This window comes from Curtobacterium sp. MCLR17_040 (assembly GCF_003234735.1).
GTDB lineage: Bacteria > Actinomycetota > Actinomycetes > Actinomycetales > Microbacteriaceae > Curtobacterium > Curtobacterium flaccumfaciens.
Genome location: NZ_QKTE01000012.1, coordinates 70,814 through 95,065, shown reverse-complemented (window position 1 = coordinate 95,065; position 24,252 = coordinate 70,814). Strand labels below are relative to the sequence as shown.

Here is a 24,252-nt window from a genome sequence, read left to right as displayed (position 1 = left end):
TACAAGCCGGGAGGCCCGTCCCGCGTCCGCCTGTCGGCTCACCCGGCGAGCAGGCGTCCGTCCCGCATCCGCAGGGTGCGGTCGACCAGGTCCGGCGCCACCGGGACGTGCGAGACGATGACGACCGTCCGGCCCGCTGCGCGGGCCGTGGTGACGAGGTCACGCAGCACGGTGTCACCGAGGTCCGGGTCGACGTCTGCGGTCGGTTCGTCGAGCACCAGCACCGGGAACGCGTGCAGCAGTGCGCGGGCGAGCGCGAGCCGGTGCGCCTGGCCGCCGGACACGAGCACGCCGCGTTCCCCGACCGAGGCGTCCAGCCCGCCCCGCCGGACGACCCACTCCCCCAGGCCGACCCGGTCGAGCACGGCGAGCAGTTCCTCGTCGGTCGCGGTCTCGCGGGCGAAGAGCAGGTTCTGCCGCACCGACTGGTCGAACACGAACGGGTCCTGTTCGATCAGGCCGACCCGGGCCCGCACCGCGTCGGGGTGCATCGCCCTCGCCTCGACGCCGTCGAGCGTGTAGGAACCCTCGTGCTCCACGAACCGGACGAGCGCGTCGACCAGGGTCGACTTGCCGGCACCGCTCGGCCCCTGGAGCACGACGACCTCGCCGGGGGCGAGCGTGAACGAGACCCCGTCGACTGCACGCTCGGCAGCACCAGGCCAGCGGACGGTCAGGTCCTGCACGGCGAGCGTGACCGGCCCCTCGACCACGAGCGACGCCGGGTCGGCGTCCTCGTCGGGCTCGGGGACGATGCCGACGGGCACCTCGGCGGGCACGACCTGCTCGACCCGTTCGGCCGCAGCACGCACCCGGCGGAGCGTCAGGACGGCGAGCGGGACGGTCCCGACGACCTCGAAGAGCGCCAGCGGCACGAAGACCGCCAGTGCCCAGAGCGGACCGTCGAGCGCACCGGACACCACGGCGGGGGCACCGACGGCGAGGATCCCGATCACCGCACCGCCACCGACCAGGCCGACCAGGGCACCGACGAGCGACTCGACCGTGCCACGGCGCCGGACGGCCCGGGTGACACCCGCGTCGAGCCGGGCGATGTGCGCGAGCCGCTCGTCGAGGGTGCCGTACGCGGCGAAGACGTCGAGCGTCCGGACGGTGTCGAGCACCAGGTCCGCGACGCGACCCCGGTCGGCGGCGGTCTCGCGGTCCGAGCGCTCGGCGATGGCCCGGGTGACGATCGTGCCGACCAGGGCCGCGACCGCCAGCGCGAGGACGAGCACGAGCGCCGCCGGCACCGACACGAGCGCCACGGCGACGACCGACAGCACCGCGACGACCCCGGCGGAGACGAGCGGCCCGACGACGCGGATCGGCAGGTCCTGCAGTCGGTCGGTGTCGGTCACCAGGCGCGTCATGAGGTCGCCGCGTCCGGTCCGCCCGAGTCCGGCGGGAGCGATCGACGCCAGCCGCCGGTACATCTCCGTCCGCACCACGGCCAGTTGCCGGAAGGACGCGTCGTGCCCGGCGAGCCGGTCGACGTACCGGAGCACGGCACGCCCCAGCGCGAAGGCACGCACGCCGACCATCACGAGCGTCAGGTACAGGATCGGCGGGTGCTCGGCGGCACGGGTGATCAGGTAGCCGCTCGCGGCGAGGAGCGCGACGGCGCAGACCGCGCTGAGCGACCCGGCGGCGACCGCCTTCGCCCAACCCGACCCGTGCGGCATCGCGAGCCGCAGGACGGAGCCGCCACGGGCCTCCCGGCTCATGCCCGCACCCCGTTGCGGACCGTCACGGACCCACCGGCGCCGACGTCCACGCGGACGTCCGCCGCGGCGACGACCGCGGGTCGGTGGCTGGCGACCACGACGACGGCGCCGTCGGCCGCCAGGGCACGGGCGGCCGCGATGACGCGTTCCTCGGCCTCGGCGTCCAGCGCGGACGTCGGCTCGTCGAGCAGCACGAGGGGCGTGGCGGCGCGGCGTGCGCGGTACAGCGCGCGGGCGACGGCGACACGCTGTGCCTGGCCGCCGGACAGTCCGCTGCCACCGGCGCCGACCGGGAGGCCCGGGTCGAGTCCCAGCCCCGCGTCGCCCAGGGCGGTGCGCACGTCGGCGTCGTCGGGGGTCGCGCTGAGCGCGACGTTCTCGGCGATCGTCCCGCGGACGAGACGCGGCCGCTGGTCGGCCCAGGTGGTGCGCTCGGCGACGGACGCACCGGCCGGGCCGGGCACGGTGACGACGCCGTCGTGCGGCAGGACGCCTCGGAGTGCGGCGATGATGCTCGACTTGCCGGAACCGCTCGGGCCGGCCAGCACGACGACGGTGCCGGGCTCGGCGTGCAGGTCGAACGGTCCGATCACGACGTCGGGTCGGCGGACGGTGAGCCCGCGGACGTCCAGGGCGGTGGCGGGCGTGACGGCGTCCGTGTCGGCGCCGTCGGTCCCGCTCCCGCCGCTTTGGCTTCGGCTGCTGCGGCCGCTGGCCGGAGCGTCACCGTCGTCGTCGGCCAGCACGTCGAGCACCGCGGCCGACGCCTCGACGCCGTCCTGGGCGGCGTGGAAGTCGGCGCCGACCTGGCGGATGGGGGCGAAGGCCTCCGGTGCCAGCACGAGCACGAACATCGCGGCGCCGAGGCCGAGCGAGCCGTCCACCAGGCGGATGCCGATCGAGACGGCGACCAGTGCGACGGACAGGCTCGCGGCGAGCTCGAGCGCGAAGCCGCTCACGAAGGACAGCCGGAGGACGCCGATCGTGCCGCGGCGGTACTCGTCGGTGACCACCCCGATGCGACCGACCTGGCGGCGCGCACGGCCGAAGACCTTGAGCGTGGCGAGCCCCTCGACGGCCTCGGTGAAGGCGCCACCGAGCTTCGCGAGGGCGTCCGACTGCTTCCGCTGCAGCGACTGCGTCGCCAGGCCGATCAGGATCATGAAGACCGGGATCACGGGCAGGGCGAAGAGGATGATCAGCCCGCTCGTCAGGTCGCCCAGGCCGATCGCGACCAGGAGCATCGGCGTCGCGATCGCGGTGAGCGCGAGCTGCGGCAGGTACCGGCCGAAGTAGGCGTCGAGTGCGTCGAGCCCGGGACCAAGCGTGGTGGCGAAGCCGGCGCTCGACCGGCCCGCGAGCCACGACGGACCGCGCTCGGCGGCGCGGGCGAGCACCGTCGTGCGCATCTCGCTCTTCACCTTCGCCGCTGCGCGCGCCGCCAGGTCGTCGGTCGCCCATGCGGCCACCGCACGCAGGACGAACGCCCCGCCGAGCAGCGCGAGCGCCTGCCCGAACGCCGCCGGCGCCGTGCCGTCGCCGACGGCGTCGACCCCGAGGGTGACGGCCGCGGCGATCCCCCACGCGATCGCGATGGTCGCGAGCGTGCGGAGGACACCGGTGCCGGCGGCGGCGACGATGAAGCCGCGCGCCGTCCGGGACAACCGCAGGAGTCGGGGGTCGAGGGGCTTCATCGTCGTCCGCCTAGTGCGCGGCCGCGGTGACGTGGGCGCGGGAGACGCGCTTGCGGAACACCCAGTAGGTCCAGGCCTGGTACGCGAAGACCAGGGGCACGAAGATCAGCGCGACCCAGCTCATCACGGTCAGCGTGTACGACCCGGACGACGCGTTGTACACGTTCAGGCTGTTCGCGACGTCGTTCGAGGCGGGCATCACGTCGGGGAAGATCGCCGTGAACATCGCGAGCACGATCGCGGCGATGGTGACCGCCATCAGCGTGAAGGCGCGCCCCTCCTTGCCCCAGGCGTTGCAGAGCACGGCGAGCACCAGGGCCAGGGCGGCGACCACGGAGAGCACCAGCGAGGCCGGGGTGGCCCGGACGAAGGCCATCGACACCAGGAACGCGGCGCCGACGACGATCGTGACGATGCCGGCCCGGGTCGCCAGGCGCTTGGCGCGGACGCGGATGTCGCCCTCGGTCTTCAGCGCGACGAAGACGACCCCGTGGGTGAAGAACACCAGCAGCGTCGCGGCACCGGTCAGCAGTGCGAACGGGTTGAGCAGGTCGAAGATCGTGCCGGTGTAGTTGTGCCCGGCGTCCATCGGGATGCCACGGACGACGTTGCCGAACGCGACGCCCCACAGGAACGACGGCACGGCACTGCCGACGATGATCATCAGGTCGAAGCGGCGCTTCCACTCGAGGTGCTTGTTCTGGTGCCGGTACTCGAACGACACCCCTCGCAGGATGAGTGCAGCGAGGATGAGCAGCAGCGCCAGGTAGAACCCGGAGAACATCGTGGCGTACCACTCCGGGAACGCCGCGAACAGGCACGCCCCGGCGACGATGACCCAGGTCTCGTTGAGGTCCCAGACCGGGCCGATGGTGTTGATGAGGACCCGACGGTCGGTGTCGTCCTTGCCGAGGAACGGCAGGGACATGCCGACACCGAAGTCGAATCCGTCGAGGACGAAGTAGCCGACGAAGAAGACGCCGACGATCGCGAACCAGAGAACGGGGAGATCCATCAGGCAGCGTCCATTTCTAGTAGACCGTCACTTCGTGCTTGACCTCGCCGGTCTCCTCGTCGACCTCGTCCGGGTCGGCGGGCCCCTCTTGCGCGACCTTCTTGATGAGCTTGAACTCGACGACGGCCAGCGAGCCGTAGATCAGGGTGAAGACCAGCAGCGAGATGAGGACCTCGAGCCCGGTCACGTTCGGCGACACACCGTCCTTCGTCTGGAGCAGCCCGAACACGAGCCACGGCTGGCGGCCCATCTCGGTGAAGACCCAGCCGACGATCATCGCGGCCATCGGCAGCGGCACCGTCCAGGTGGCGATGCGCCACACCCAGCGCTGCGTCGGGAACCGGCCCTTGCGGGTCAGCCACAGCCCGACCAGCGAGACCATGACCGCGCCGACACCGAGGGCGATCATCCAGCGGAACGACCAGTAGGTGACCCAGATGATCGGCTTGTAGTCGCCGGGGCCGTACACCTGCGTGTACTGCGCCTGCAGGTCGTTGATGCCCTCGACCGTGCCGTTGAACGTGTGCGTCGACAGGAACGACAGCAGGTACGGCACCCGGATCGAGAACAGCTCGTGCACGCCGTCGGGCGTGCCGAGCGTGAAGATCGAGAACGAGGCGTCCTTGCCGGTCGCGGTGTTGTACAGCGCCTCGGCCGCCGCCATCTTCATCGGCTGCGTGTCGACCATCGTCAGGCCGAGCTGGTCGCCGGTCAGGACGGTCAGCGCGCCGGCAGCGAGCATGGTCCACATGCCGAACTTGAGCGCCGGCAGCATCGTCTCGAGGTTCTGGTTGCGGGCCAGGTGGTAGGCCGCGACCGAGATGATGACCGCCGCGGCGACCATGAAGCAGGCGAAGAGCGTGTGCGGGAACGCGGCCAGGGCGACCTTGTTGCCGAGCACCGCCCAGATGTCGGTGAGCTCCGCACGGCCCTTGGCCTCGTTCATCGCGAAGCCGACCGGGTGCTGCATGAACGCGTTCGCGGCGATGATGAAGTACGCCGACATGATCGTGCCGGCGCTCACGCACCAGATGCTCGCCAGGTGCAGGCCCTTGGGCAGGCGGTCCCAGCCGAAGATCCAGATGCCGATGAAGGCCGCTTCGAAGAAGAACGCCAGGATCCCCTCGAGCGCGAGCGGTGCGCCGAAGACGTCACCGACGAAGCGCGAGTAGTTCGACCAGTTCATGCCGAACTGGAACTCCTGCACGATGCCCGTCACGACACCCATCGCGAAGTTGATCAGGAAGATCCGCCCGAAGAACCGCGTCAGCTGCAGGTAGTGCGCGCGGCCGGTCCGGTACCAGGCGGTCTGGAACACGGCCACCACGGCTGCCATGCCGATCGTCAGCGGGACGAAGAGGAAGTGGTAGATGGTCGTCAGACCGAACTGCCACCGCGACAGGAGGAGCGGATCGAGGAGGTCGTTCATGCGGCGATTCCGAGACGGGTGGCCGCGCGCTGTTCGTGCACGTCAGTTGCTTCCTGTGGAACGGATACATCAGGTGTCACAGCCCTTGGGACACCCCAACGCTATCGCGCTGGACTCCACTTCGACAACTTGTAGAACCAGTCTCTGCACAAACGTGCACGGCCCCTGCACGGCACAACCGTGCGGCACGGATGTTCGCGCTGCCTGCTCCACGAACGACGACAGGCGCCGGGTGGACACCCGACGCCTGTCGTTTTGTTCGTGAACCTCTGGCTACAGCAGACCCTCGGCCTTGAGCCAGTCCTCGGCGATGGTGGACGCCTTCTCCTTGTCGGCCGTGCTCTTGGTGTTGAGCTCGATCAGGGCCTCGGTCGTGAGCTTCTCGTTGACCGAGTCGATCGCGTCCGCAGCCTTCTCGTTGACCTTCTTCGAGACGACCGGCACGACGTTCTGCGGCAGGATCAGGTTCTCCGGGTCCTTCAGCGTGACGAAGCCGTTCGCCTTGATGCTCGGGTCGGCGGTGTAGATGTCGGCCAGCTGGACGGTGTCGTCCTTGAGCGCCTTGACGGTCAGGGCACCGCCGCCGTCCTCGATCGCCTTGAAGTCGACGTCGACGCCGTAGACCGACTTGAGCCCCTTCGGGCCGTACGGCCGCGTCTGGTTCTCGGAGTTGGCGCCCACGGTGAGCTTCTCGTCGACGTTCTTCAGGTCGGCCAGGCTCGTGACGTCGTTGTCCTCGGAGAACTTCTTCGTGACGGTGTAGCTGTCCTGGTCGGTCGCGTCGGCTTCGTCGAGGACCCGGAGGCCCTTCGGCAGGGCCGTGTCGAGCCCGTCGTCGATCTGGTCGGCGGTCTTCGCGTCCGAGTCCTTGTCGAAGTACTGCAGCAGGTTGCCGCTGTACTCGGGCATGACGTCGATGGCGCCCTTCTCGAGCTGCGGGATGTAGACCTCACGCTGCCCGATGTTGAAGTTGCGCTTCACGTCGAAGCCGTCCTTCTCGAGGACCTGGGCGTAGAGCTCGGCGATGATCTCGTTCGAGTAGTACTGCTGCGAACCGACGACGATCGTCTTGGAGTCGGACGAGTCGCTGGAACCGCTGTCGAGCGGGTCGCTCGACGCGCAGCCGGCGAGGGCGGCGACGACGCCGACCGCCATCGCGGCGGCGACACCGGCGCGGATCTTGGGTGCTGTGATCACGAGGGATTTCCTTCCGGGAGTGGATTGCGGGCTCGCTCACGCGACCCCTGACGCTGTCGGGCCGACGGGTCTGCGGTGCCCTTCGGCACCGCCGCCCGCTGCAGCACGGCGAACACGATCTCGAACGCGATCGCGAGGGCGATCACGAGGATGGAGGCGCCGAGCATCTCGGCGTAGTCCTGGGTCTTCAGGCCGAGGAAGAAGTACCCGCCGAGGCCACCGGCCCCGACGTACGCGGCGAGCGTGGCCGTCGCGACGACCTGCAGCACCGCGGCGCGGATGCCACCGATCAGGAGCGGGAGCCCGAGCGGGATCTCGACCTTCCACAGGATCTGCCAGCCGGTCATGCCCTGGGCCTTCGCGGCGTCGACGACCCCCGGGTCGACGGACTCGATGCCGGAGTACGCACCGGCGAGCACCGACGGGATCGCCAGGATGACGAGGGCGAGCAAGGGAGCCTGCAGCCCGATGCCGAGCAGCAGCCCGAACAGCGAGAGCACGCCGAGCGTCGGGAGCGCCCGCACCCCGCCGGACACCGCGATCGAGAAGCCACGAGCGCGGCGGGTGTGGCCGATCGCGTACCCGACCGGCACGGCGATGACCGCGGCGATGAGCACCGCGAGCAGGGTGATCCAGACGTGCTCCCAGAGGCGCGTGGGGATGCCGTTGTACCCGCCGTAGTTCGTGGGGTCGAACACCCACGCGAAGGCCTGACCGATGATCACGAGGAGACCTCCGCTGCTTGCAGGACTCGGCGAGCCTGTCGGCGTGACACCGAGTTCGTCCGGGTCCACGGCATGACCAGGCGCCCGAGCAGCACGAGGAGGCCGTCGAGGGCGAAGGCGAGCACGAGCACCATCACGATGCCGGAGAGGATCTCCTCGTAGATCCCGCGCCCCAGGCCGTCGGTGAACAGCAGGCCGAGACTCGGGATGCCGAGGACCGCGCCGACCGTGGTCAGCGAGATCGTGGAGACCGAGACCACCCGGAGGCCGGCCAGCAGGACCGGACCGGCGAGCGGGAGCTCAACACGGAAGAACCGCTGCGCTGGCGAGTAGCCCATGGCGGTCGACGCGGACTTGGTCTCGGAGTCGACCGAGGTCAGCCCGTCGACCGTGGAACGGACCATCAGCGCGAGGCCGTACAGCGTCAGACCGATGACGACGTTGATCGGGCTCTGCAGGCCGGTGCCGATGATGCTCGGGAGCGCCACGAACAGGGCGAGGGACGGGATGGCGTAGAGCAGACCGGCGAGGGTCACGATGCTGCTGCCCACACCCGAGGCGAAGCGCGAGCCACCGGGGCGCTGCAGCCGGACCACCAGCCACCCGATCGGGATCGACAGCAGGAACGCGACGATGATCGGCGGGATCGCGATCGCGAGGTGGGAGACCGTGTTGTCCCAGATCGTGTCGAGGTTCGCCAGCACCCACTTCACCGGGTGCCCCCACCCTGCGCCGGGGCACCCGGTGCGTCGTGGGACGCTCCGGCCTCTGCTGCTCGGGAGTCGGACTGCGGAACGGCCTCGGCGGCGTCGACGACCCCGACGGGGCCCGTCAGCACGCCGGCTGCGCGGCCTTCACCGTCGACGACGATCGGACCGGTCGGGGTCTGCTCGACGCGGAGCGCGCGGCGCCCGCGGCCGGCGCCGATGAACGTGGCGACGAAGTCGTCGGCGGGTGCGGCGAGGATCTCGGCCGGCGTCCCCTGCTGGGCGATCTCGCCGCCCTTCTTGAGGATGACGACCTGGTCGCCGAGTTTGAACGCCTCGTCGATGTCGTGCGTCACGAACACGACGGTCTTGCCGAGTTCGCGCTGCAGGCGGATGAGCTCGTCCTGCAGGTCGTTGCGCACCAGCGGGTCCACCGCACCGAACGGCTCGTCCATGAGCAGGATGTTCGGGTCGACGGCCAGGCCGCGGGCCACACCGACGCGCTGCTGCTGGCCGCCGGACAGCTGTGACGGGTAGCGGTCGGCGAAGGCACGGTCGAGTCCGACGGTGTCCATGAGCTCGAGGGCGCGCTTGCGGGCGTCGGCCTTGGAGACGCCGGTCAGCAGCGGGACGGTCGCGATGTTGTCGACGACCTTGCGGTGCGGCAGCAGCCCGGAGTTCTGCATGACGTAGCCGATGTGGCGACGGAGCTCGACGGGGTTGATCCCGGCGACGTCCGAGCCGTCGATCTCGACGGTTCCGGAAGTGGGGTCGACCATGCGGTTGATCATGCGGAGCAGCGTGGTCTTGCCACAGCCGCTGGATCCGACGAAGACGGTGGTGGTCCGGGACGGGATGACCAGATCGAAGTGCTCGACCGCAGTCGTGCCGTCCGGGTAGGTCTTGCGCACCGAGCGGAACTCGATCATGGGGTGCCCTTCTGTTCGGAGGTAGCCCGACTCCGGATGAGAGTACCCGGGGGTGCCGACATCGGTTCGCTGTGACGATCCGTGACGGACCCGCGGCGGTGCACAGGTCGGTGGGGATGCCGACGGGAACCACGGGATCGGCGGGGACGACGACGCCCGCGCCTCGGTGTTCGGAGGCGCGGGCGGGTCGGTTCGGTCTCCGGCGTGTCGCGCCGGTTCGACGGGACGGTCAGGAAGCGGCGATCACCGATTCCAGGTGCGCACGGTTCATCCGGCGGTACTCCTCGATCAGCTCCGTGTCGGGGTGCTCGCGGTCGCGGTGTGCCCGTGCCAGCACCGCGTGACCGGACTCGGCGAGGACGACCCAGGCGCGGGTGATGCGCTCGTCGTCCGGCAGGCCGAAGCGGTCGCGCATGATCTGGCCGACGGCCGCGCCGAGCGCACCCATGCGGTCCTCCGCGTCGCCCGTTCCGGTGTCCGCCGGGTCGCCGAAGCGGATGGCCCGGAAGCCGGGCTCGGTGCGGTACATCTCTGCGGTCATGTCGATGAGCGCGTCGTTGGCGTCCTGCCAGGTCACGGCGCCGCTGGCGTCGAGCGCCTCGACGAAGCGGGCGGCGAGCCGCTGGGTGCAGCGGATCGCGAGTGCCTCGACCACGGCGATGCGGTCCGGGAAGTACCGGTAGACGGTGCCGATCGACGCCCCCGCGCGCTCGGCGACCATGGCGGTCGTGAGCCGTTCGAACCCGATCTCGTCGATCACCGCGGCTGCGGCGTCGAGGAGGCCGGCGAGGCGCGCCGAACTGCGGGCTTGGACCGGCTCGTTCCTGAGCAGTGATGATCCCCCCGGCAGAGCGTTCGTTACCTCGGTGACGAGCACGTGTTCTCCTCTTGCGCTCCAGCGCGGTTGGTTGGTGTGACGGGGACAACTTTCGCAGAACGCACCTGGAACGTGGCTGCGACTCACCACTTGCGACGCACCAGTTCTGTACAGCGCGCGGGTTTCGTCAGCCGCCCGTGGGAGGATGACGCCATGCCCGACCCGACGCCCCACGAGCCGTCGTTGGCCGAGCCGCTCCTGCACCGCGCGGCCCGCATCGAGGACGCCGTCCAGGAGTTCCGCGAGCACCGTGCACGCCGTCGCGGACTCGTCCCGACGGTGGTCCCGTACACCGGCTACGGCGCGCCCGGCTGGGTGCGCATCCTCTGCCGTGTGCTGCTGACGCGCCGGGGTCTCGCCTCAGACGTCTCCTACGCGGGTGTCCGCGGCTGGAAGAGCTTCACGAGCGTCGCCGTCGACCACGCCGAGGTCACCGTCACCGCCGGCGGGGTATCCCACGTGGTGCAGACCGACCGTGGCGGCGTCGTCGACACCATCGTCCCGATCGACCTCGAGCCCGGCTGGCGCACCGTACGGCTGTCGGCGGGCGGCGGGCGCGACGTCGAGGCCGACGTGTTCGTCGTGCACCCGGACACCCGCTTCGGGCTGCTGTCCGACATCGACGACACCGTCATGGTGACCTCGCTCCCCCGCCCCATGCTCGCCGCCTGGAACTCGTTCGTGCTGACCGAGCACGCCCGCCGCCCCGTGCCCGGCATGTCCGTGCTGTACGAGCGGATCCTCGCGCAGCACCCCGGTTCCCCGACGGTCTACCTGTCGACCGGAGCGTGGAACGTCGCCCCGACGCTGCAGCGCTTCCTGTCGCGCAACATGTACCCGTCCGGCACGCTCCTGCTCACCGACTGGGGTCCCACGCACGACCGGTTCTTCCGCAGCGGGCAACTGCACAAGCAGGAGAACCTGCGCCGGCTCGCGAAGGACTTCCCGGACATCCGCTGGCTCCTGGTCGGCGACGACGGACAGCACGACGAGAGCCTCTACGGCGACTTCTCGCGGGAGCACCCGGACAACGTCGCCGGCGTCGCCATCCGGCAGCTGTCCACGAGCGAAGCGGTCCTGGCCGGTGGGCGCTCGCGGGCGCAGGAACGCTCCCGTGACTCGTCGGCACCCTGGGTGTACGCACCGGACGGCGCCGGCCTGTGGAGCGAGCTCGCGCGGGTCGGCATCATCGAGTCCGACGCCTCCGACCCGGCCTGAGCGACCCTTCATCACGATCTCGGCCCGGAACCCCCGTCGCCGACCGCGGCGCTCGGGCACCGGGTGTTCGATCGGTCCATGAGCACCGAGCCGGCCGCACCGCCCGAAGCCGCACCACACCCAGCCGCACCGCGCCCAGCCGCACCGCACCTAGCCGCACCGACCACACCGCCGAACCGCATCGAGGACCACGCCCTGATCGGCGACACCGGCACCGCTGCCCTGGTCGGCCGCGACGGGACCATCGACTGGGCGTGCCTGCCACGCTTCGACAGCTCGTCCACCTTCGCCTCGCTGCTCGGCACCGAGGACCACGGCCACTGGACCCTGCGACCCGTCGACGACGAGGCCACGGCCCAGTGGCGGTACCACGGCGACACCCTGGTGCTCTCGACCGTGTGGACCACCCGTGACGGTGTGGTCGAGGTCACCGAGTTCATGCCCGTCGGCGCGCACCGCCCCTCGATCGTCCGCCGGGTGCGCGGGCTCCGCGGCACCGTCGAACTCCGGCAGACGCTCCGGATCCGGTTCGACTACGCACGGGCCCTGCCGTGGATCCGGCAGATCGGGGACGAGGACGAACCGGCGCTGCTCGCGACGGCCGGTCCGGGCTCGGTGATCGTCCGGGGGCCGCAGTTCCGGGCCGACGACCACCGGCACACCGCCGTCACGACGATCCACGACGGCGACGTGCTCGACACGGTGCTCACCTGGTACCCGTCGCACCGCGAACCGCCGGAGCCGCTCGACGTCGACGCGGCCCTCGCCCACACGGTGCAGTGGTGGACGGCGTGGACCGCCCCCGTGCAGACCACCGGCCGGTACGCCGACGCCGCTCGACGGTCGCTGGTGTTCCTCCGCGCGATGACCCACGGCGAGACCGGTGGCGTCGTCGCCGCGGCGACCACGGGCCTGCCGGAGGACCCGGGTGGCGAACGCAACTGGGACTACCGCTACGTGTGGCTGCGCGACGCCTCTCTCGCGCTCGCGTCGCTCATCGCCCACGGGTACCGCGACGAGGCCACGCACTGGCGCGGCTGGCTGCTGCGCGCGATCGCCGGTGACCCCGCCGACGTGCAGATCATGTACGGCATCGCCGGCGAACGCGAGCTGCCCGAACGGGAGCTGCCCGAGCTGCCCGGGTACCTCGGCTCGACGCCCGTGCGCGTCGGCAACGGCGCCTCGACGCAGTACCAGGGCGACGTCTTCGGCGAGGTGCTCGCGGCACTGCACGACGCCCGCGAGCTCGGTGTCGAGGAGAACGCCGACTCCTGGGCGCTGCAGCGGGCGCTGCTCGGCTACGTCGAGGAGCACTGGCAGGAGCCGGACAACGGCATCTGGGAGATGCGCGGCCCCCGGCGGAGCTTCACGCACTCGCGGGTGATGATCTGGGCCGCGTTCGACCGCGGGGTCGCCGCGGTCGAGGAGTTCGGCCTCGAGGGCCCCGTCGACCGATGGCGCACCCTGCGCGACACCGTCCGCGCCGAGATCGAGGAGCACGGTTGGAACGCCGAGCGCGGTTCGTTCCGCCAGCACTACGACACCGAGGAGGTCGACGCGAGTCTGCTCGTCCTGCCGCAGGTCGGGTTCTGCCGCGCCGACGACCCCCGGATGACGGGCACCGTGCGCGCCATCGAGGAGGACCTGCGGGTCGGCGACGACGGTCTCGTGCTCCGCTACCGCACGACGGCCGGCTTCGACGGGCTGTCCGGCGCCGAACACCCGTTCCTGGCGTGCTCGTTCTGGCTGGTGGAGCAGTACGCCGCCTCGGGCCGGGTCGAGGACGCCGAGCGCCTGATGGACGTGCTCGTCGGGTACGCCAACGACGTCGGCATGCTCTCCGAGGAGATCGACGTCGCCACCGGGCACCACATCGGCAACACCCCGCAGGTGCTGTCGCACCTGACGCTCGTGTCGGCAGCGGACGCCATCGAGCGCGCCCGTGGAGCGACCGTCGGGCACCGCACGCGGTTGCCCGTCCACGACGGCGGCACCCGGTCGTGGACGGGCGAGGGTGAGCGCGCCGGCTCCCCCGCCTGATGCGTCTCGCGATGCCCTGATGGCGACCCCACGACGGACGGGAGGCCCGGTGCCAGCTGGCACCGGGCCTCCCGTCCGTCAGGGCGTCCGTTCAGGACGTCGGCAGCGCGTCCGTCAGGACGACGACTCCCAGTCCGCCGGGCCGCGCGAACCGGCGCGGTACTCCTCGAGCGGGACCTCGTCGGCCTTCCACGCGGCGACGACCGGCTCCACGATCTCCCAGCAGCGCTCGGCCACGTCGCCGCGGATGGAGAGCAGCGGGTCGTCGTGGAAGATCCCGTTCAGGACCTCGCCGTACGGGGTGAGCTCGCCGTCGCTGAACGACGACGACAGGGTGACCTGGCCCATCTCGAACGGGTTGCCACCGCCGTTGGCCGACACCGACAGCTCGATCTCGTCCGGGTTCAGGACGATGCGGAGCGTGTCCGCCTTCGGGCGACCGCTCAGACCGGAGGGCAGACGCGTGACCGGCTTGAAGGTGATCAGCACCTCCTTCCGGCTGTTGCCGAGTGCCTTGCCGGACCGCAGCGTGAACGGAACGCCCTTCCAGCGAGCCGTGTCGACCTCGACCGAGATCTCGGCGAGCGTCTCGGTGCTCCGCGACTTGTCGACGCCGTCCTCGTCCTGGTACGACGGCAGCTCCTTGCCGTCGATCGTGCCGGCCGTGTAGACGGCGCGACGCGACGCGATCTTCGGGTCGCCGCCCTTGAGCTGGGTCGAACGGAGCACCCGGGCCAGGGACGAGCGGAACTCGACCGCGTCGATGTCCGCCGGGGCGTCCATCGTCACGATGCCGAGGATCTGCAGCAGGTGCGACTGGATCATGTCGACCATCGCGCCGGCCTCGTCGTAGTACTGGGCGCGGTTCTCGAGCCCGAGGGTCTCGTCGTAGAAGATGTCGACCTTCTCGATGTTCTCGGCGTTCCAGATGGGCTCGAACAGGCGGTTCGCGAAGCGCAGACCGATGATGTTCAGCACCGTGGTGCGGCCGAGGAAGTGGTCGGTGCGGTGCACGCGGTCCTCGGGGACGAGCTTGAGCACCGTCTCGTTGAGGGCCTGGGCGCTGGCGACGTCGGTGCCGAAGGGCTTCTCGAAGGCGAGGGTCGTGCCCTCGGGGAGCTCGACGTGCTCGAGCGCCTCGCAGATGTCGGAGGCGATCTGCGGCGGGAGCGCGAAGTACAGGATCGGCTCGGAGTCGGCCGCGGCCAGGAGCGCCTCGAGGTGCTTCGGATCGGTGGGGTCGCCCTGGATGAACTGCGTCGACTCGATGGTCGCGTCGACCTCCGGCCCCTTGACGTCCTGCGACGCGAAGGACTGCGTGACGATGTCCTTCCACTTCTCGGGGCTGCGCTCACTGCGGCCCGTGCCGATCAGCTGCACGGGGACGGCACGGCCGCTCTGCAGGAACGTGCCGAGGCCCGGCAGGAGCAGGCGGGAGGCGAGGTCGCCCGTCGCGCCGAAGATGATGAGGGTGCGCTTGTCGGTCACCTGAGGTGACTCCTTTCGCTGTGGTGGGAGGTCCGCTCCAGTCAAGTCGCGGGCGGGCCCGTTTGTTCCGGATCGGGACCGGAGTTCGTCTCCTGGACGCACTTCGGGCGGCACCGTACTGGTGCCGCCCGAAGTGTCAGGTGCGCTGCAGCGCCGGGTCAGTGCCCGAAGTTGCCGCGGTAGTACTCGTAGACCCAGCCGACCAGGGTGATCGCCACGAGGACGAGCCCGATCGGGACGATCCACAGGCCGGCGGCCACGCCGAGGAAGCACACGGCGACCGCGGCGGCCAGCAGGATGGGCCACCAGGACCACGGGCTGAAGTGCCCGAGCTCGGCGTCGCCGTCCTCGATGTTGGCGTCGGGACGGTCCTCGGGCAGGACCCCGCCCTGGGACGACATGACCTTGCCGAGGTAGAAGGCGATGAACGCCGACATCAGGCCGGTCAGGCCGATCGCGACGGTGCCCACCCACTCGGGCTCGCCGTAGTAGATCATCGCCCACGTGGTGTAGGCGGCGTCCGCCAGGATGAAGAACCCGAAGAGGATCCAGAACAGGTTGGTGTTCGCGCGCATGGCGTTACTTCACCTCGCCCTTCGCGGCGTCGTAGGTCGGGGCATCGGGGGCGTCCTTCGCGGGACCCACACCGATCGGCACACCGGCCTCGGGGTGGTTCAGGTCGAAGGCCGGGGACTCCGAACGGATACGCGGGATCGACGTGAAGTTGTGGCGCGGCGGCGGGCAGGAGGTCGCCCACTCGAGCGAGCGGCCGTAGCCCCACGGGTCGTTCACGGCGACCTTCGGTGCGTTCCGGGCGGTCACGTAGACGTTGAAGATGAACGGCAGGAACGAGATCGCGAGGATCATCGAACCGATCGTCGACAGCTGGTTCATCCAGGTGAAGCCGTCGTTCGGCAGGTAGGTCGCGTAGCGACGCGGCATGCCGATGACGCCCAGCCAGTGCTGGATGAGGAACGTGGTGTGGAACCCGATGAACAGGAGCCAGAAGTGGATCTTGCCGAGACGCTCGTTGAGCATCTTGCCGGTCCACTTCGGCCACCAGAAGTAGAAGCCGGAGAACATCGCGAAGACGACGGTTCCGAAGACCACGTAGTGGAAGTGCGCGACGACGAAGTACGAGTCGGACACGTGGAAGTCGAGCGGGGGCGACGCCAGGATGACACCGGTCAGACCACCGAAGGTGAAGGTGATCAGGAAGCCGAGGGCCCAGAGCAGCGGCGTCTCGAACGTGACCGAACCGCGCCACATCGTGCCGACCCAGTTGAAGATCTTCACGCCGGTCGGGACCGCGATGAGCATCGTCATGAGCGAGAACCACGGGAGCAGGACTCCGCCGGTGACGTACATGTGGTGCGCCCACACCGTGACCGAGAGGGCCGCGATGGAGATGGTCGCGTAGACCAGGGTCTTGTACCCGAAGATCGGCTTGCGGCTGAACACCGGGAAGACCTCGGAGACGATGCCGAAGAACGGCAGCGCGATGATGTAGACCTCGGGGTGCCCGAAGAACCAGAACAGGTGCTGCCAGAGCAGGGCCCCGCCGTTGGCCGGGTTGAAGATCTGTGCGTCGAACACGCGGTCGAGCCCGAGGCCGAAGAGCGCCGTCGCGAGGACCGGGAAGGCCATCAGGACGAGGAGCGCCGTCACGAGGGTGTTCCACGTGAAGATCGACATGCGGAACATGGTCAGACCCGGGGCACGCATCGTGATGATCGTCGTGATGAAGTTCACCGCGCCGAGGATCGTCGAGAAGCCGGTCATGCCGAGCCCGAAGACCCAGAGTGTGCCGCCGAGCCCTGGTGTGAACGTCGTGTCACTCAGTGGCGCGTAGGCGAACCACCCGAACGAGGCAGCACCCTGCGGGGTGAGGAAGCCGCCGACCGCGATGAGCGAGCCGAACAGGTAGAGCCAGAAGGCGAAGCCGTTGAGTCGCGGGAAGGCGACGTCCGGCGCACCGATCTGGAGCGGCATGATCGCGTTCGCGAAGCCCGAGAACAGCGGCGTCGCGAACATCAGCAGCATGATCGTGCCGTGCATCGTGAACAGCTGGTTGTACTGCTCCTTCGTCGCGACCACGTGCAGGCCGGGTTCGAAGAGCTGGGCACGGATCACGAGGGCCATCACACCTGCGAGCAGGAAGAAGATGAACGACGCGATCAGGTACATGTACCCGATGGTCTTGTGGTCGGTGGAGGTGATCCACCGGACGACGATGTTGCCCTTCCGACCCACCTTCGACGCCTGGAAGTCCGGCGACGAGGTCTGGGTCGGTTGGCCGACGAGTGACGTTGTCATCTGACGAGCCCCTACTTGTTCTCGCTGGACGCCTCGACCGGCGCCTTGTTGTTCGGTTCGTTGGTGTTGGTGTTGTACTCGTCACCGAGCAGACCGACCTTGCCCTGGTCCTTCAGGGTGTCGAGGTAGTCCTGGTACTGCGCCGGCGTGACGACCTTCACCTGGAAGAGCATCAGCGAGTGGTACTCACCGCAGAGCTCCGCGCACTTGCCCTGGTACGTGCCGAGCTTCTCCGGGATGAAGTACTCCCAGTTGGTCTTGCCCGGGAGCATGTCCTTCTTGTAGAGGAAGTCGATGACCCAGAAGGAGTGGTCGACGTCGCGCGAGGAGAGCTCGATCGCGACCTTCTTGCCCTTCGGCAGGTAGAGGGTCGGCAGCTGCGACTCGTCGATCGCCCCGTTGGCGTTCTCTTCTTCCTGGGCCTGGATGCCCTGGTAGTAGACGCTCTCTTCGGGGTTGTCCTTGTTGATGTAGTTGAAGTCCCACGCCCAGCGCTTGCCGTACACGTGCACGGTGGCGTCGGGGTCGGCGAAGGGCTTCTCGATCGCGGCCTGGTCCTTCGCAGTGAAGGCGAAGAAGCCGAGCACGAGGATCAGCGGCACGATCGTGTAGAAGATCTCGAGCGGCATGTTGTACCGCATCTGCACGGGCAGGCCGGTCTGGCCCTTCCGGCGGCGGTAGACGATCGCGGCCCAGATGATCAGGCCCCAGACGATGAGACCGACGGCGAGGAGAACGACCCAGCTGGTGGTCCACAGGCCGACGATGCGGCTCGTGTGGTTGGTGACGTTCTTCGTCTCCTCCGTGCCGGGGAGCCATCCGTTCATCTGCTGCTGCGTGCAGCCAGCCAGTGCGATGACCAGACCGACGGCCACCGGGACGGCCGCCCAACGTATACGGCGATTCGAACGCACTGTTACCTCTCGCAAAAGACGTGAGCTTCGGAGGTCAGCCCGTCGAGTCCGACGGCGTGCCGCACGAAGGCGGCGCATGGCTGGCTCCCAGCTTGATTGGAACACTCCTAGCTTACTCGCAGCTCGGTACCGCTCGCGCACACACGACACGGTTCTGGCCTCGATCCGCACGTCTGCGGGCACGATTTCGCCCGGTCACACCGCGCCCCGGCGGGCCACGTCCGGTCACACGAACGCGAGCGGGGAACGACCCTTCCGGTCGCTCCCCGCTCGCGTGTCGGATCGCTGGCGATCAGTGGAAGCTGTCACCGCAGGCGCAGCTGCCCTGCGCGTTCGGGTTGTCGATCGTGAAGCCCTGCTTCTGGATCGTGTCCTCGAAGTCGATCGTCGCGCCGTCGAGGTACGGGACGCTCATCTTGTCGACGACGACCTCGACCCCGTCGAACTCGGCGGTGACGTCACCGTCGAGCAGGCGCTCGTCGAAGTAGAGCTGGTAGATCAGGCCCGAGCAGCCGCCGGGCTGGACGGCGAGGCGCAGGCGCAGGTCGTCGCGGCCCTCCTGCTCGAGCAGGCTCGCCACCTTGCCGGCAGCGGCGTCGCTCAGGAGGACGCCGTGCGACTGCGTTTCGGTCGCCGGTGCTTCGGTGATGGTGTCGCTCATCGCGCGTCTCCCTCCGGGCGGTGCTGGTCACCGCGCCTGGCGTCGATTGTAAGCACCCTCAGCTGCGCGTCGCGAGCCTGGCGAGCAGGATCGTCTCCGACGCGATGGCACGGTGCAGGACGCCGAGGTGCTGCGACTCGTTCGGGCTGTGCGCGCGGGTGTCCGGGTCCTCGACGCCGGTGACCAGGATCTGCGCGTCCGGGAACTCCGCGGCGAGGTCGGAAACGAACGGGATCGATCCGCCGATGCCCTGCTCGACCGCCTCGGCACCCCAGCCCTCGCGCATGGCCGTGCGGGCCTCCTGGACGGCCCAGCCGGCGGTGTCGACGAGGAACCCGTCGCCGCTGTCCGGCTCGGTGATCTCCATCCGTGCGCCGAACGGGACGTGCTCGCGCAGGTGTCGCTCGACGGCCGCGGACGCCTGCCGGGCGTCCTGGCCGGGGGCGACGCGGACCGAGACCCGTGCCGAGACCGTGGGCAGCAGGGTGTTCGAGGCGTTCGCGACGCTCGGCACGTCCATGCCGGTCACCGTGATCGACGGCTGGAACCACATGCGGGACAGCACGGCGCCGGTGCCGATCGGGCGGACACCGGGCACGAGCGCGGCGTCGACGGCGAGTTCGTCCTCGGTGCGCTCCGGCACGTCGGCCTCGTACGAGGACAGCCCCTCGACGGCGACCGAACCGTCGGCGTCGTGCAGCGAGGCGAGCAGCCGCACCATGGGGATCATCGCATCCGGGGCCGCTCCCCCGAACATGCCGCTGTGGCTGGCGTGCTCGAGCGTGGTGAGGGTGAGCTTGAAGGTGACGTTGCCGCGCAGGGAGACCGTGATCGACGGGACCTCGGTGGACCAGTTGTCGCTGTCCGCCACGACGATGACGTCGGCGGCGAGGTGCTCCTTCTGCTCGCGCAGGAACGTGCGGAACGAGCGGGAGCCGAACTCCTCCTCGCCCTCGACGAAGAGCACGATCCCGAGGTCGAGGTCGTCACCGAACTGGGCGTGCACCGCGCGGAGCGACGCGATGTGCGTCATCACGCCGGCCTTGTCGTCCGAGGCACCGCGGCCGTACAGGCGGTCACCGCGGAGGGTCGGCTCGAACGGCGGCGTCTCCCACAGGGCCTCGTCGCCCTGCGGCTGCACGTCGTGGTGGGCGTAGAGCATCACCGTCGGCTTGCCGTTCCGCGCCGGGCGCACCGCGAGCACCGCGGGCTGGCCGAGCTCGGCCTCCGCGTCGGCCTCGGCGACGTCGGCCGTCGAGCCGGACACCGCCGACCGCACGATCCGGACGTCGTCCGCCCCGAAGACCCCGGTCGACCGGGCGAGGTCCGCGACGGCCTCGGCACTCGCGCGCACGTTCGCCGGGTCGAAGGCCGACCAGGACACCGACGGCAGGCGCACCAGCGCGGACAGGTCGGCGATCGTCGTGGGCAGTGCACCCTGCACGTGTTCGCGCAGGGCGTCGAGGAGCGCGGGGTCGGTCGCGGGGCTGTGCTGTTCGCTGTCGGTCATGCCCGGTAATCTAGAGGAGATCCCGCACGCACACCGCCGTTAGGAACGCACCGTGGCGAAGGCAGCCCCCAAGACCAACACGACCGTCAACCCGACCGAGGCCGAGCTCCTCGAGCAGGGCAAGGGCCGCCCCACGCCGTCCCGCCGCGAGCGAGAGGCAGCGAACCGCCGCCCCCTCGTCGGCAACACGCCGGTCGACAAGAAGGCCGCCCGTGCCCGCCTCAACTCGGAGCGCGAGCGTGCCCGGGTCGGCATGGCCAACGGCGAGGAGCGCTACCTGCCGGCGAAGGACCGTGGTGAGCAGCGACGCTTCGTCCGCGACTGGATCGACGCCCGCTGGAACGTCGGCGAGGTCATGATGCCCGTGCTCGTGCTGTTCCTCATCGTCGGGTTCGCGGCCGCGCAGACCGTCATCGCCTCCTACTCGCTCCTGCTGGTGTGGGCGTTCGTGGCGCTGTTCATCATCGACTGCGTGGTGCTGTGGCTGTCGCTCCGCCGCAAGCTCACCAACAAGTTCGGCGAGTTCCAGCGCGGCACGTTCCTCTACATCCTCACGCGGGCGTGGCAGCTGCGCTTCCTGCGGCTGCCGAAGCCCCAGGTCCGGCGTGGGCAGTACCCCACCCTCTAGCTCTACGCACACGACGAAGCGCCGCCCGGCCTGCCGGGCGGCGCTTCGTCGTTCCCATTCCCTTGTTCCCCGCTCCCACGCTCCGCATCGGCGATCGAGTGAGCAGAACACGACGGGTCGACTGGCGAGCCACGGCGTGTTCTGCTCACCCGATGGCGCAGGCGCGCCCCCAAGACGGACTGGAGGCCCGTGGCGGTGTCGCCACGGGCCTCCAGCCCGTCAGGTGGTCGTGTCTACCGCGCGGCGCGACGCAGCCGCCGACGGCGCAGCCGGTTGATGCGCGCGGCCCAGGTCGGCCCCTCGTAGAGGAACGCCGTGTAGCCCTGCACGAGCGTCGCGCCGGCGTCGATGCGGTCCTGCACGTCCTGCTCGGTGGTCACACCACCGACGGCGATGACGCAGAAGTCGGCGGGCACCGCGGCGCGGACGCGACGCAGCACCTCGAGGGAGCGGGCGGCGACCGGCGCACCGGAGAGTCCCCCGGCGCCCATCGCCTCGACGTCGGACGGATCGGCGGTCAGCCCGTCGCGGGAGATCGTCGTGTTGTTCGCGATCACCCCGGACAGCCCGAGCTCGACCGCGAGGCCCGCGATCGCGTCGATCTGCTCGTCGGTCAGGTCCGGCGCGATCTTGACGAGCACCGGCGTCCGGCCGGCGGCGTCACGCACCGCGGACAGCAGCGGTCGGAGCTGGTCGAGTTCCTGCAGCCCGCGCAGACCGGGCGTGTTCGGCGAGCTGACGTTGACCGCCAGGTAGTCCGCGAACGTCGCGAGCCGGCGGGTGGACTCGAGGTAGTCGTCGATGGCGTCCTCGACGGAGACCACCCGGCTCTTGCCGATGTTCACGCCGATGACCGGTCGGCCGGGGTTGCGGCGGGCGCGCTCGAGGCGTCGGGCGGCCGCTGCGGCGCCGTGGTTGTTGAAGCCCATGCGGTTGATCAGGGCACGGTCGCCGATCAGCCGGAACAGGCGCGGGCGCTCGTTGCCGGGCTGCGGCTTGGCGGTGATGGTGCCGACCTCGACGTGGCCGAAGCCGAGCAGGCCGAGACCGGCGATGCCGCGGGCGTCCTTGTCGAACCCGGCCGCCAGACCGAAGCGCGACGGGAAGTGGATGCCCATCGTGGTGATGCCGTCGGCCGCCGCGGGACGGCAGTACCGCTCGACGACGCCGCTCAGGAACGGCACGCGGGGCAGCCCCGCGATGACGGCGAACGCCAGGTGGTGGGCGCGCTCGGGGTCCATGTTCGCGAACACGGAACGGAACACGACGCGGTAGCCGCCGCGCACGATCCGTTCGGCGATGCCGCTCACGCGCGCGTGCCGGACGGTGTGGACGACCCGGCGGCCGTGTCGGATGCCCCGTGGTGGTCGCGGCGGAGCTGGCCGATGGCGTCCTCGAAGTCCTCGAGCGAGTCGAACGCCTGGTAGACGCTCGCGAACCGCAGGTAGGCGACCTCGTCGAGCTCCCGGAGGGGTGCGAGGATCGCGAGGCCGATGTCGTTCGCGTCGATCTGGCTGGATCCGGAGGACCGCACGGTCTCCTCGACGCGCTGCGCGAGCACGGCCAGGTCACCGTCGGTGACCGGGCGCCCCTGGCACGCCTTGCGGACGCCGGAGACGATCTTGTCGCGGCTGAACGGCTCGGTGACACCGTTGCGTTTCACGACGTTGAGCGATGCGGTCTCGGTGGTCGAGAACCGTCGACCGCAGTTGGGGCACTGTCGACGGCGGCGGATGGAGGTTCCGTCGTCGCTCGTCCGTGAGTCGACGACGCGGGAGTCCGGGTGGCGGCAGAAGGGGCAGAACATGTCGTTCCCCAGGCTATCGGTTCGTGCGCTCCGTCACGGCGGCCCCGTGCGCGGGGAGCTGCTCCTCGGTGGACAGGGCGACGATGTGCGGCGCGACCTCGGCCAGGGCCTCGGGCGTGTACCGGACGATCTGCTGGGGTCGCAGGAACGTCGACGCGGACAGCCCGGACCCGAACCGGGCCTGACCGCCGGTCGGCAGCACGTGGTTCGACCCGGCCAGGTAGTCCCCCAGGCTCACCGGCGTGCTCGGCCCGACGAACACCGCGCCGGCGGCGTCGATGTCGGCCAGCACGGCGTCGTCGTCGACCGTCTGAATCTCGAGGTGCTCCGGCCCGTAGGCGTTGCTCACCGTCGCGGCGTCGGTCAGCGAGTCCACCAGGACGATCGCGGACTGCGGTCCGTCCAGGGCGGTCTGGAGGCGCGCAGCCGTCCCGAGCACCGCCGTGCGTTCCGGGATGGCGGCTTCCACCGCGTCGGCGAACGCCGCGGACGTCGTCACCAGCACGCTGCCGGCCTGCTCGTCGTGCTCGGCCTGGCTGATGAGGTCGGCGGCCACGAACCCGGCGTCGGCAGTGTCGTCCGCGATCACGAGGATCTCGGTCGCCCCGGCCTCGGAGTCGATGCCCACCACCCCGCGCACCAGGCGCTTGGCGGCGGCGACGTAGTTGTTGCCCGGCCCCGTGACCAGGTCGACCGGCTCGAGGTCGATCTCGGCGACGCCGTACGCCAGCGCGCCGACGGCTCCGGCGCCGCCCATCGCGTAGACCTCGTCGATGCCGAGCAGCCCCGCCGCCGCGAGGATCGTCGGGTGCACCGCGCCGCCGTGGTCGCGCTGCGGCGGCGACACGAGGGCGATCGAGGGCACGCCCGCGACCTGGGCCGCGACGACGTTCATCACGACGCTGGACGGGTAGACGGCCTTGCCACCGGGCACGTAGAGCCCCACGCGGCGCATCGGCTGCCAGCGCTGGTGGACCTCGGCGCCGTCGGCCAGGGTCGTCACGGACGGGGCGGGGATCTGCGCGGCACTCGCGGCCCGGACGCGGCGGATGGCCTCGTCGAGTGCGGCTCGGACCTCGGGGGTGAGCCCCGCCACGGCGGCGGTGATCTCGGCAGCGGGGACCCGGACGTCCGCGGGAGCCCCGCCGTCGAAGCGCTCGGCCTGGTCGTGCAGGGCCGCGGCCCCACGGTGTCGGACGTCCTCGATCAACTCGCGCGCGGCGTCGACCGCGTGCGACACGTCACCCGCGGCGCGGGGCATGAGTCGGAGGAGTTCGGCACGGGCGGGGAGGCCGCCGCGGAGGTCGATTCGCTGCATCATGAGGGGTCCGATCCTACCGAGCCGAACGCCGACGCCCAGTAACGTGAGG

The 24,252-nt window shown here is 70.2% G+C and carries 21 protein-coding genes; 3 read left to right on the top strand and 18 right to left on the bottom strand.

Annotated elements, in window-relative coordinates:
* Positions 1 to 38: 38 nt before the first annotated feature.
* From cydC to DEJ01_RS11725, 9 genes are all read right to left on the bottom strand, one after another.
* Positions 39 to 1,727, bottom strand: coding sequence for a thiol reductant ABC exporter subunit CydC (cydC, locus tag DEJ01_RS11765; RefSeq protein ID WP_111093060.1), 1,689 nt, complete (start codon positions 1,725 to 1,727; stop codon positions 39 to 41).
* Positions 1,724 to 3,421: a thiol reductant ABC exporter subunit CydD gene (cydD, locus tag DEJ01_RS11760; protein WP_111093059.1), complete on the bottom strand. Its 1,698-nt coding sequence runs from the start codon at positions 3,419 to 3,421 to the stop codon at positions 1,724 to 1,726. Before cydD ends, cydC begins: the two co-directional genes overlap by 4 nt.
* 10 nt (positions 3,422 to 3,431) lie before the next feature.
* Entirely contained in the window at positions 3,432 to 4,436 is a 1,005-nt protein-coding gene (gene cydB, locus DEJ01_RS11755) for a cytochrome d ubiquinol oxidase subunit II (RefSeq protein WP_110864636.1), read from the bottom strand.
* Positions 4,437 to 4,452: 16 nt separating this feature from the next.
* A complete protein-coding gene (locus tag DEJ01_RS11750; protein WP_071405716.1) occupies positions 4,453 to 5,865 on the bottom strand; it encodes a cytochrome ubiquinol oxidase subunit I in 1,413 nt (470 codons plus the stop codon).
* 273 nt (positions 5,866 to 6,138) lie between these two features.
* On the bottom strand, positions 6,139 to 7,062 hold the full coding sequence (locus tag DEJ01_RS11745; protein WP_110864635.1) for an ABC transporter substrate-binding protein: 924 nt from the start codon (positions 7,060 to 7,062) through the stop codon (positions 6,139 to 6,141).
* Positions 7,059 to 7,787 (bottom strand): ABC transporter permease, encoded by a 729-nt coding sequence (locus tag DEJ01_RS11740; protein WP_071405717.1) that lies wholly within the window; start codon positions 7,785 to 7,787, stop codon positions 7,059 to 7,061. The genes DEJ01_RS11745 and DEJ01_RS11740 overlap by 4 nt, the downstream gene beginning before the upstream one ends.
* Positions 7,784 to 8,500 carry an ABC transporter permease gene (locus tag DEJ01_RS11735; RefSeq protein WP_110864634.1) on the bottom strand — a complete coding sequence of 239 codons (717 nt, stop codon included), beginning with the start codon at positions 8,498 to 8,500 and terminating at the stop codon, positions 7,784 to 7,786. Before DEJ01_RS11735 ends, DEJ01_RS11740 begins: the two co-directional genes overlap by 4 nt.
* Positions 8,497 to 9,423, bottom strand: coding sequence for an ABC transporter ATP-binding protein (locus DEJ01_RS11730; protein WP_027465271.1), 927 nt, complete (start codon positions 9,421 to 9,423; stop codon positions 8,497 to 8,499). The genes DEJ01_RS11735 and DEJ01_RS11730 overlap by 4 nt, the downstream gene beginning before the upstream one ends.
* A gap of 229 nt (positions 9,424 to 9,652) precedes the next feature.
* On the bottom strand, positions 9,653 to 10,300 hold the full coding sequence (locus DEJ01_RS11725; protein ID WP_111039135.1) for a TetR/AcrR family transcriptional regulator: 648 nt from the start codon (positions 10,298 to 10,300) through the stop codon (positions 9,653 to 9,655).
* A gap of 153 nt (positions 10,301 to 10,453) precedes the next feature.
* On the opposite strand from DEJ01_RS11725, the gene DEJ01_RS11720 reads away from it, so the two are divergent.
* Positions 10,454 to 11,518, top strand: coding sequence for an App1 family protein (locus tag DEJ01_RS11720; protein WP_110864632.1), 1,065 nt, complete (start codon positions 10,454 to 10,456; stop codon positions 11,516 to 11,518).
* Between the two features lie 78 nt (positions 11,519 to 11,596).
* Positions 11,597 to 13,558 (top strand): glycoside hydrolase family 15 protein, encoded by a 1,962-nt coding sequence (locus tag DEJ01_RS11715; RefSeq protein ID WP_258375701.1) that lies wholly within the window; start codon positions 11,597 to 11,599, stop codon positions 13,556 to 13,558.
* Positions 13,559 to 13,672: 114 nt separating this feature from the next.
* Here DEJ01_RS11715 and DEJ01_RS11710 read toward each other — a convergent pair whose 3' ends face one another.
* From DEJ01_RS11710 to DEJ01_RS11685, 6 genes are all read right to left on the bottom strand, one after another.
* Positions 13,673 to 15,046, bottom strand: a complete 1,374-nt coding sequence (locus tag DEJ01_RS11710; RefSeq protein WP_111093058.1) for a glucose-6-phosphate dehydrogenase — start codon at positions 15,044 to 15,046, stop codon at positions 13,673 to 13,675.
* Positions 15,047 to 15,204: 158 nt separating this feature from the next.
* Positions 15,205 to 15,621, bottom strand: coding sequence for a cytochrome c oxidase subunit 4 (locus DEJ01_RS11705; RefSeq protein ID WP_027465267.1), 417 nt, complete (start codon positions 15,619 to 15,621; stop codon positions 15,205 to 15,207).
* Positions 15,622 to 15,625: 4 nt separating this feature from the next.
* Complete coding sequence (gene ctaD / locus DEJ01_RS11700; RefSeq protein ID WP_027465266.1) at positions 15,626 to 17,362, bottom strand: cytochrome c oxidase subunit I; 1,737 nt, start codon at positions 17,360 to 17,362, stop codon at positions 15,626 to 15,628.
* Positions 17,363 to 17,373: 11 nt separating this feature from the next.
* Entirely contained in the window at positions 17,374 to 18,276 is a 903-nt protein-coding gene (gene coxB / locus DEJ01_RS11695; protein ID WP_027465265.1) for a cytochrome c oxidase subunit II, read from the bottom strand.
* A 292-nt stretch (positions 18,277 to 18,568) separates the two neighbouring features.
* A complete protein-coding gene (locus tag DEJ01_RS11690) occupies positions 18,569 to 18,937 on the bottom strand; it encodes an iron-sulfur cluster assembly accessory protein (RefSeq protein ID WP_035808216.1) in 369 nt (122 codons plus the stop codon).
* A gap of 58 nt (positions 18,938 to 18,995) precedes the next feature.
* Positions 18,996 to 20,447 carry a dipeptidase gene (locus tag DEJ01_RS11685; RefSeq protein ID WP_111093057.1) on the bottom strand — a complete coding sequence of 484 codons (1,452 nt, stop codon included), beginning with the start codon at positions 20,445 to 20,447 and terminating at the stop codon, positions 18,996 to 18,998.
* 52 nt (positions 20,448 to 20,499) lie between these two features.
* On the opposite strand from DEJ01_RS11685, the gene DEJ01_RS11680 reads away from it, so the two are divergent.
* Positions 20,500 to 21,075, top strand: coding sequence for a DUF3043 domain-containing protein (locus DEJ01_RS11680; protein WP_111023129.1), 576 nt, complete (start codon positions 20,500 to 20,502; stop codon positions 21,073 to 21,075).
* A 233-nt stretch (positions 21,076 to 21,308) separates the two neighbouring features.
* Here the strand turns inward: DEJ01_RS11680 and DEJ01_RS11675 are convergent, their stop codons facing one another.
* Genes DEJ01_RS11675 through hisD form a run of 3 tightly spaced genes read right to left on the bottom strand, consistent with a single transcriptional unit; the run spans position 21,309 to position 24,203 of the window.
* A complete protein-coding gene (locus tag DEJ01_RS11675; RefSeq protein ID WP_084741082.1) occupies positions 21,309 to 22,385 on the bottom strand; it encodes a quinone-dependent dihydroorotate dehydrogenase in 1,077 nt (358 codons plus the stop codon).
* A complete protein-coding gene (nrdR, locus tag DEJ01_RS11670) occupies positions 22,382 to 22,882 on the bottom strand; it encodes a transcriptional regulator NrdR (protein WP_111054959.1) in 501 nt (166 codons plus the stop codon). Before nrdR ends, DEJ01_RS11675 begins: the two co-directional genes overlap by 4 nt.
* Before the next feature lie 13 nt (positions 22,883 to 22,895).
* Positions 22,896 to 24,203: a histidinol dehydrogenase gene (gene hisD, locus DEJ01_RS11665; protein ID WP_111093056.1), complete on the bottom strand. Its 1,308-nt coding sequence runs from the start codon at positions 24,201 to 24,203 to the stop codon at positions 22,896 to 22,898.
* Between the last annotated feature and the right edge of the window lie 49 nt (positions 24,204 to 24,252).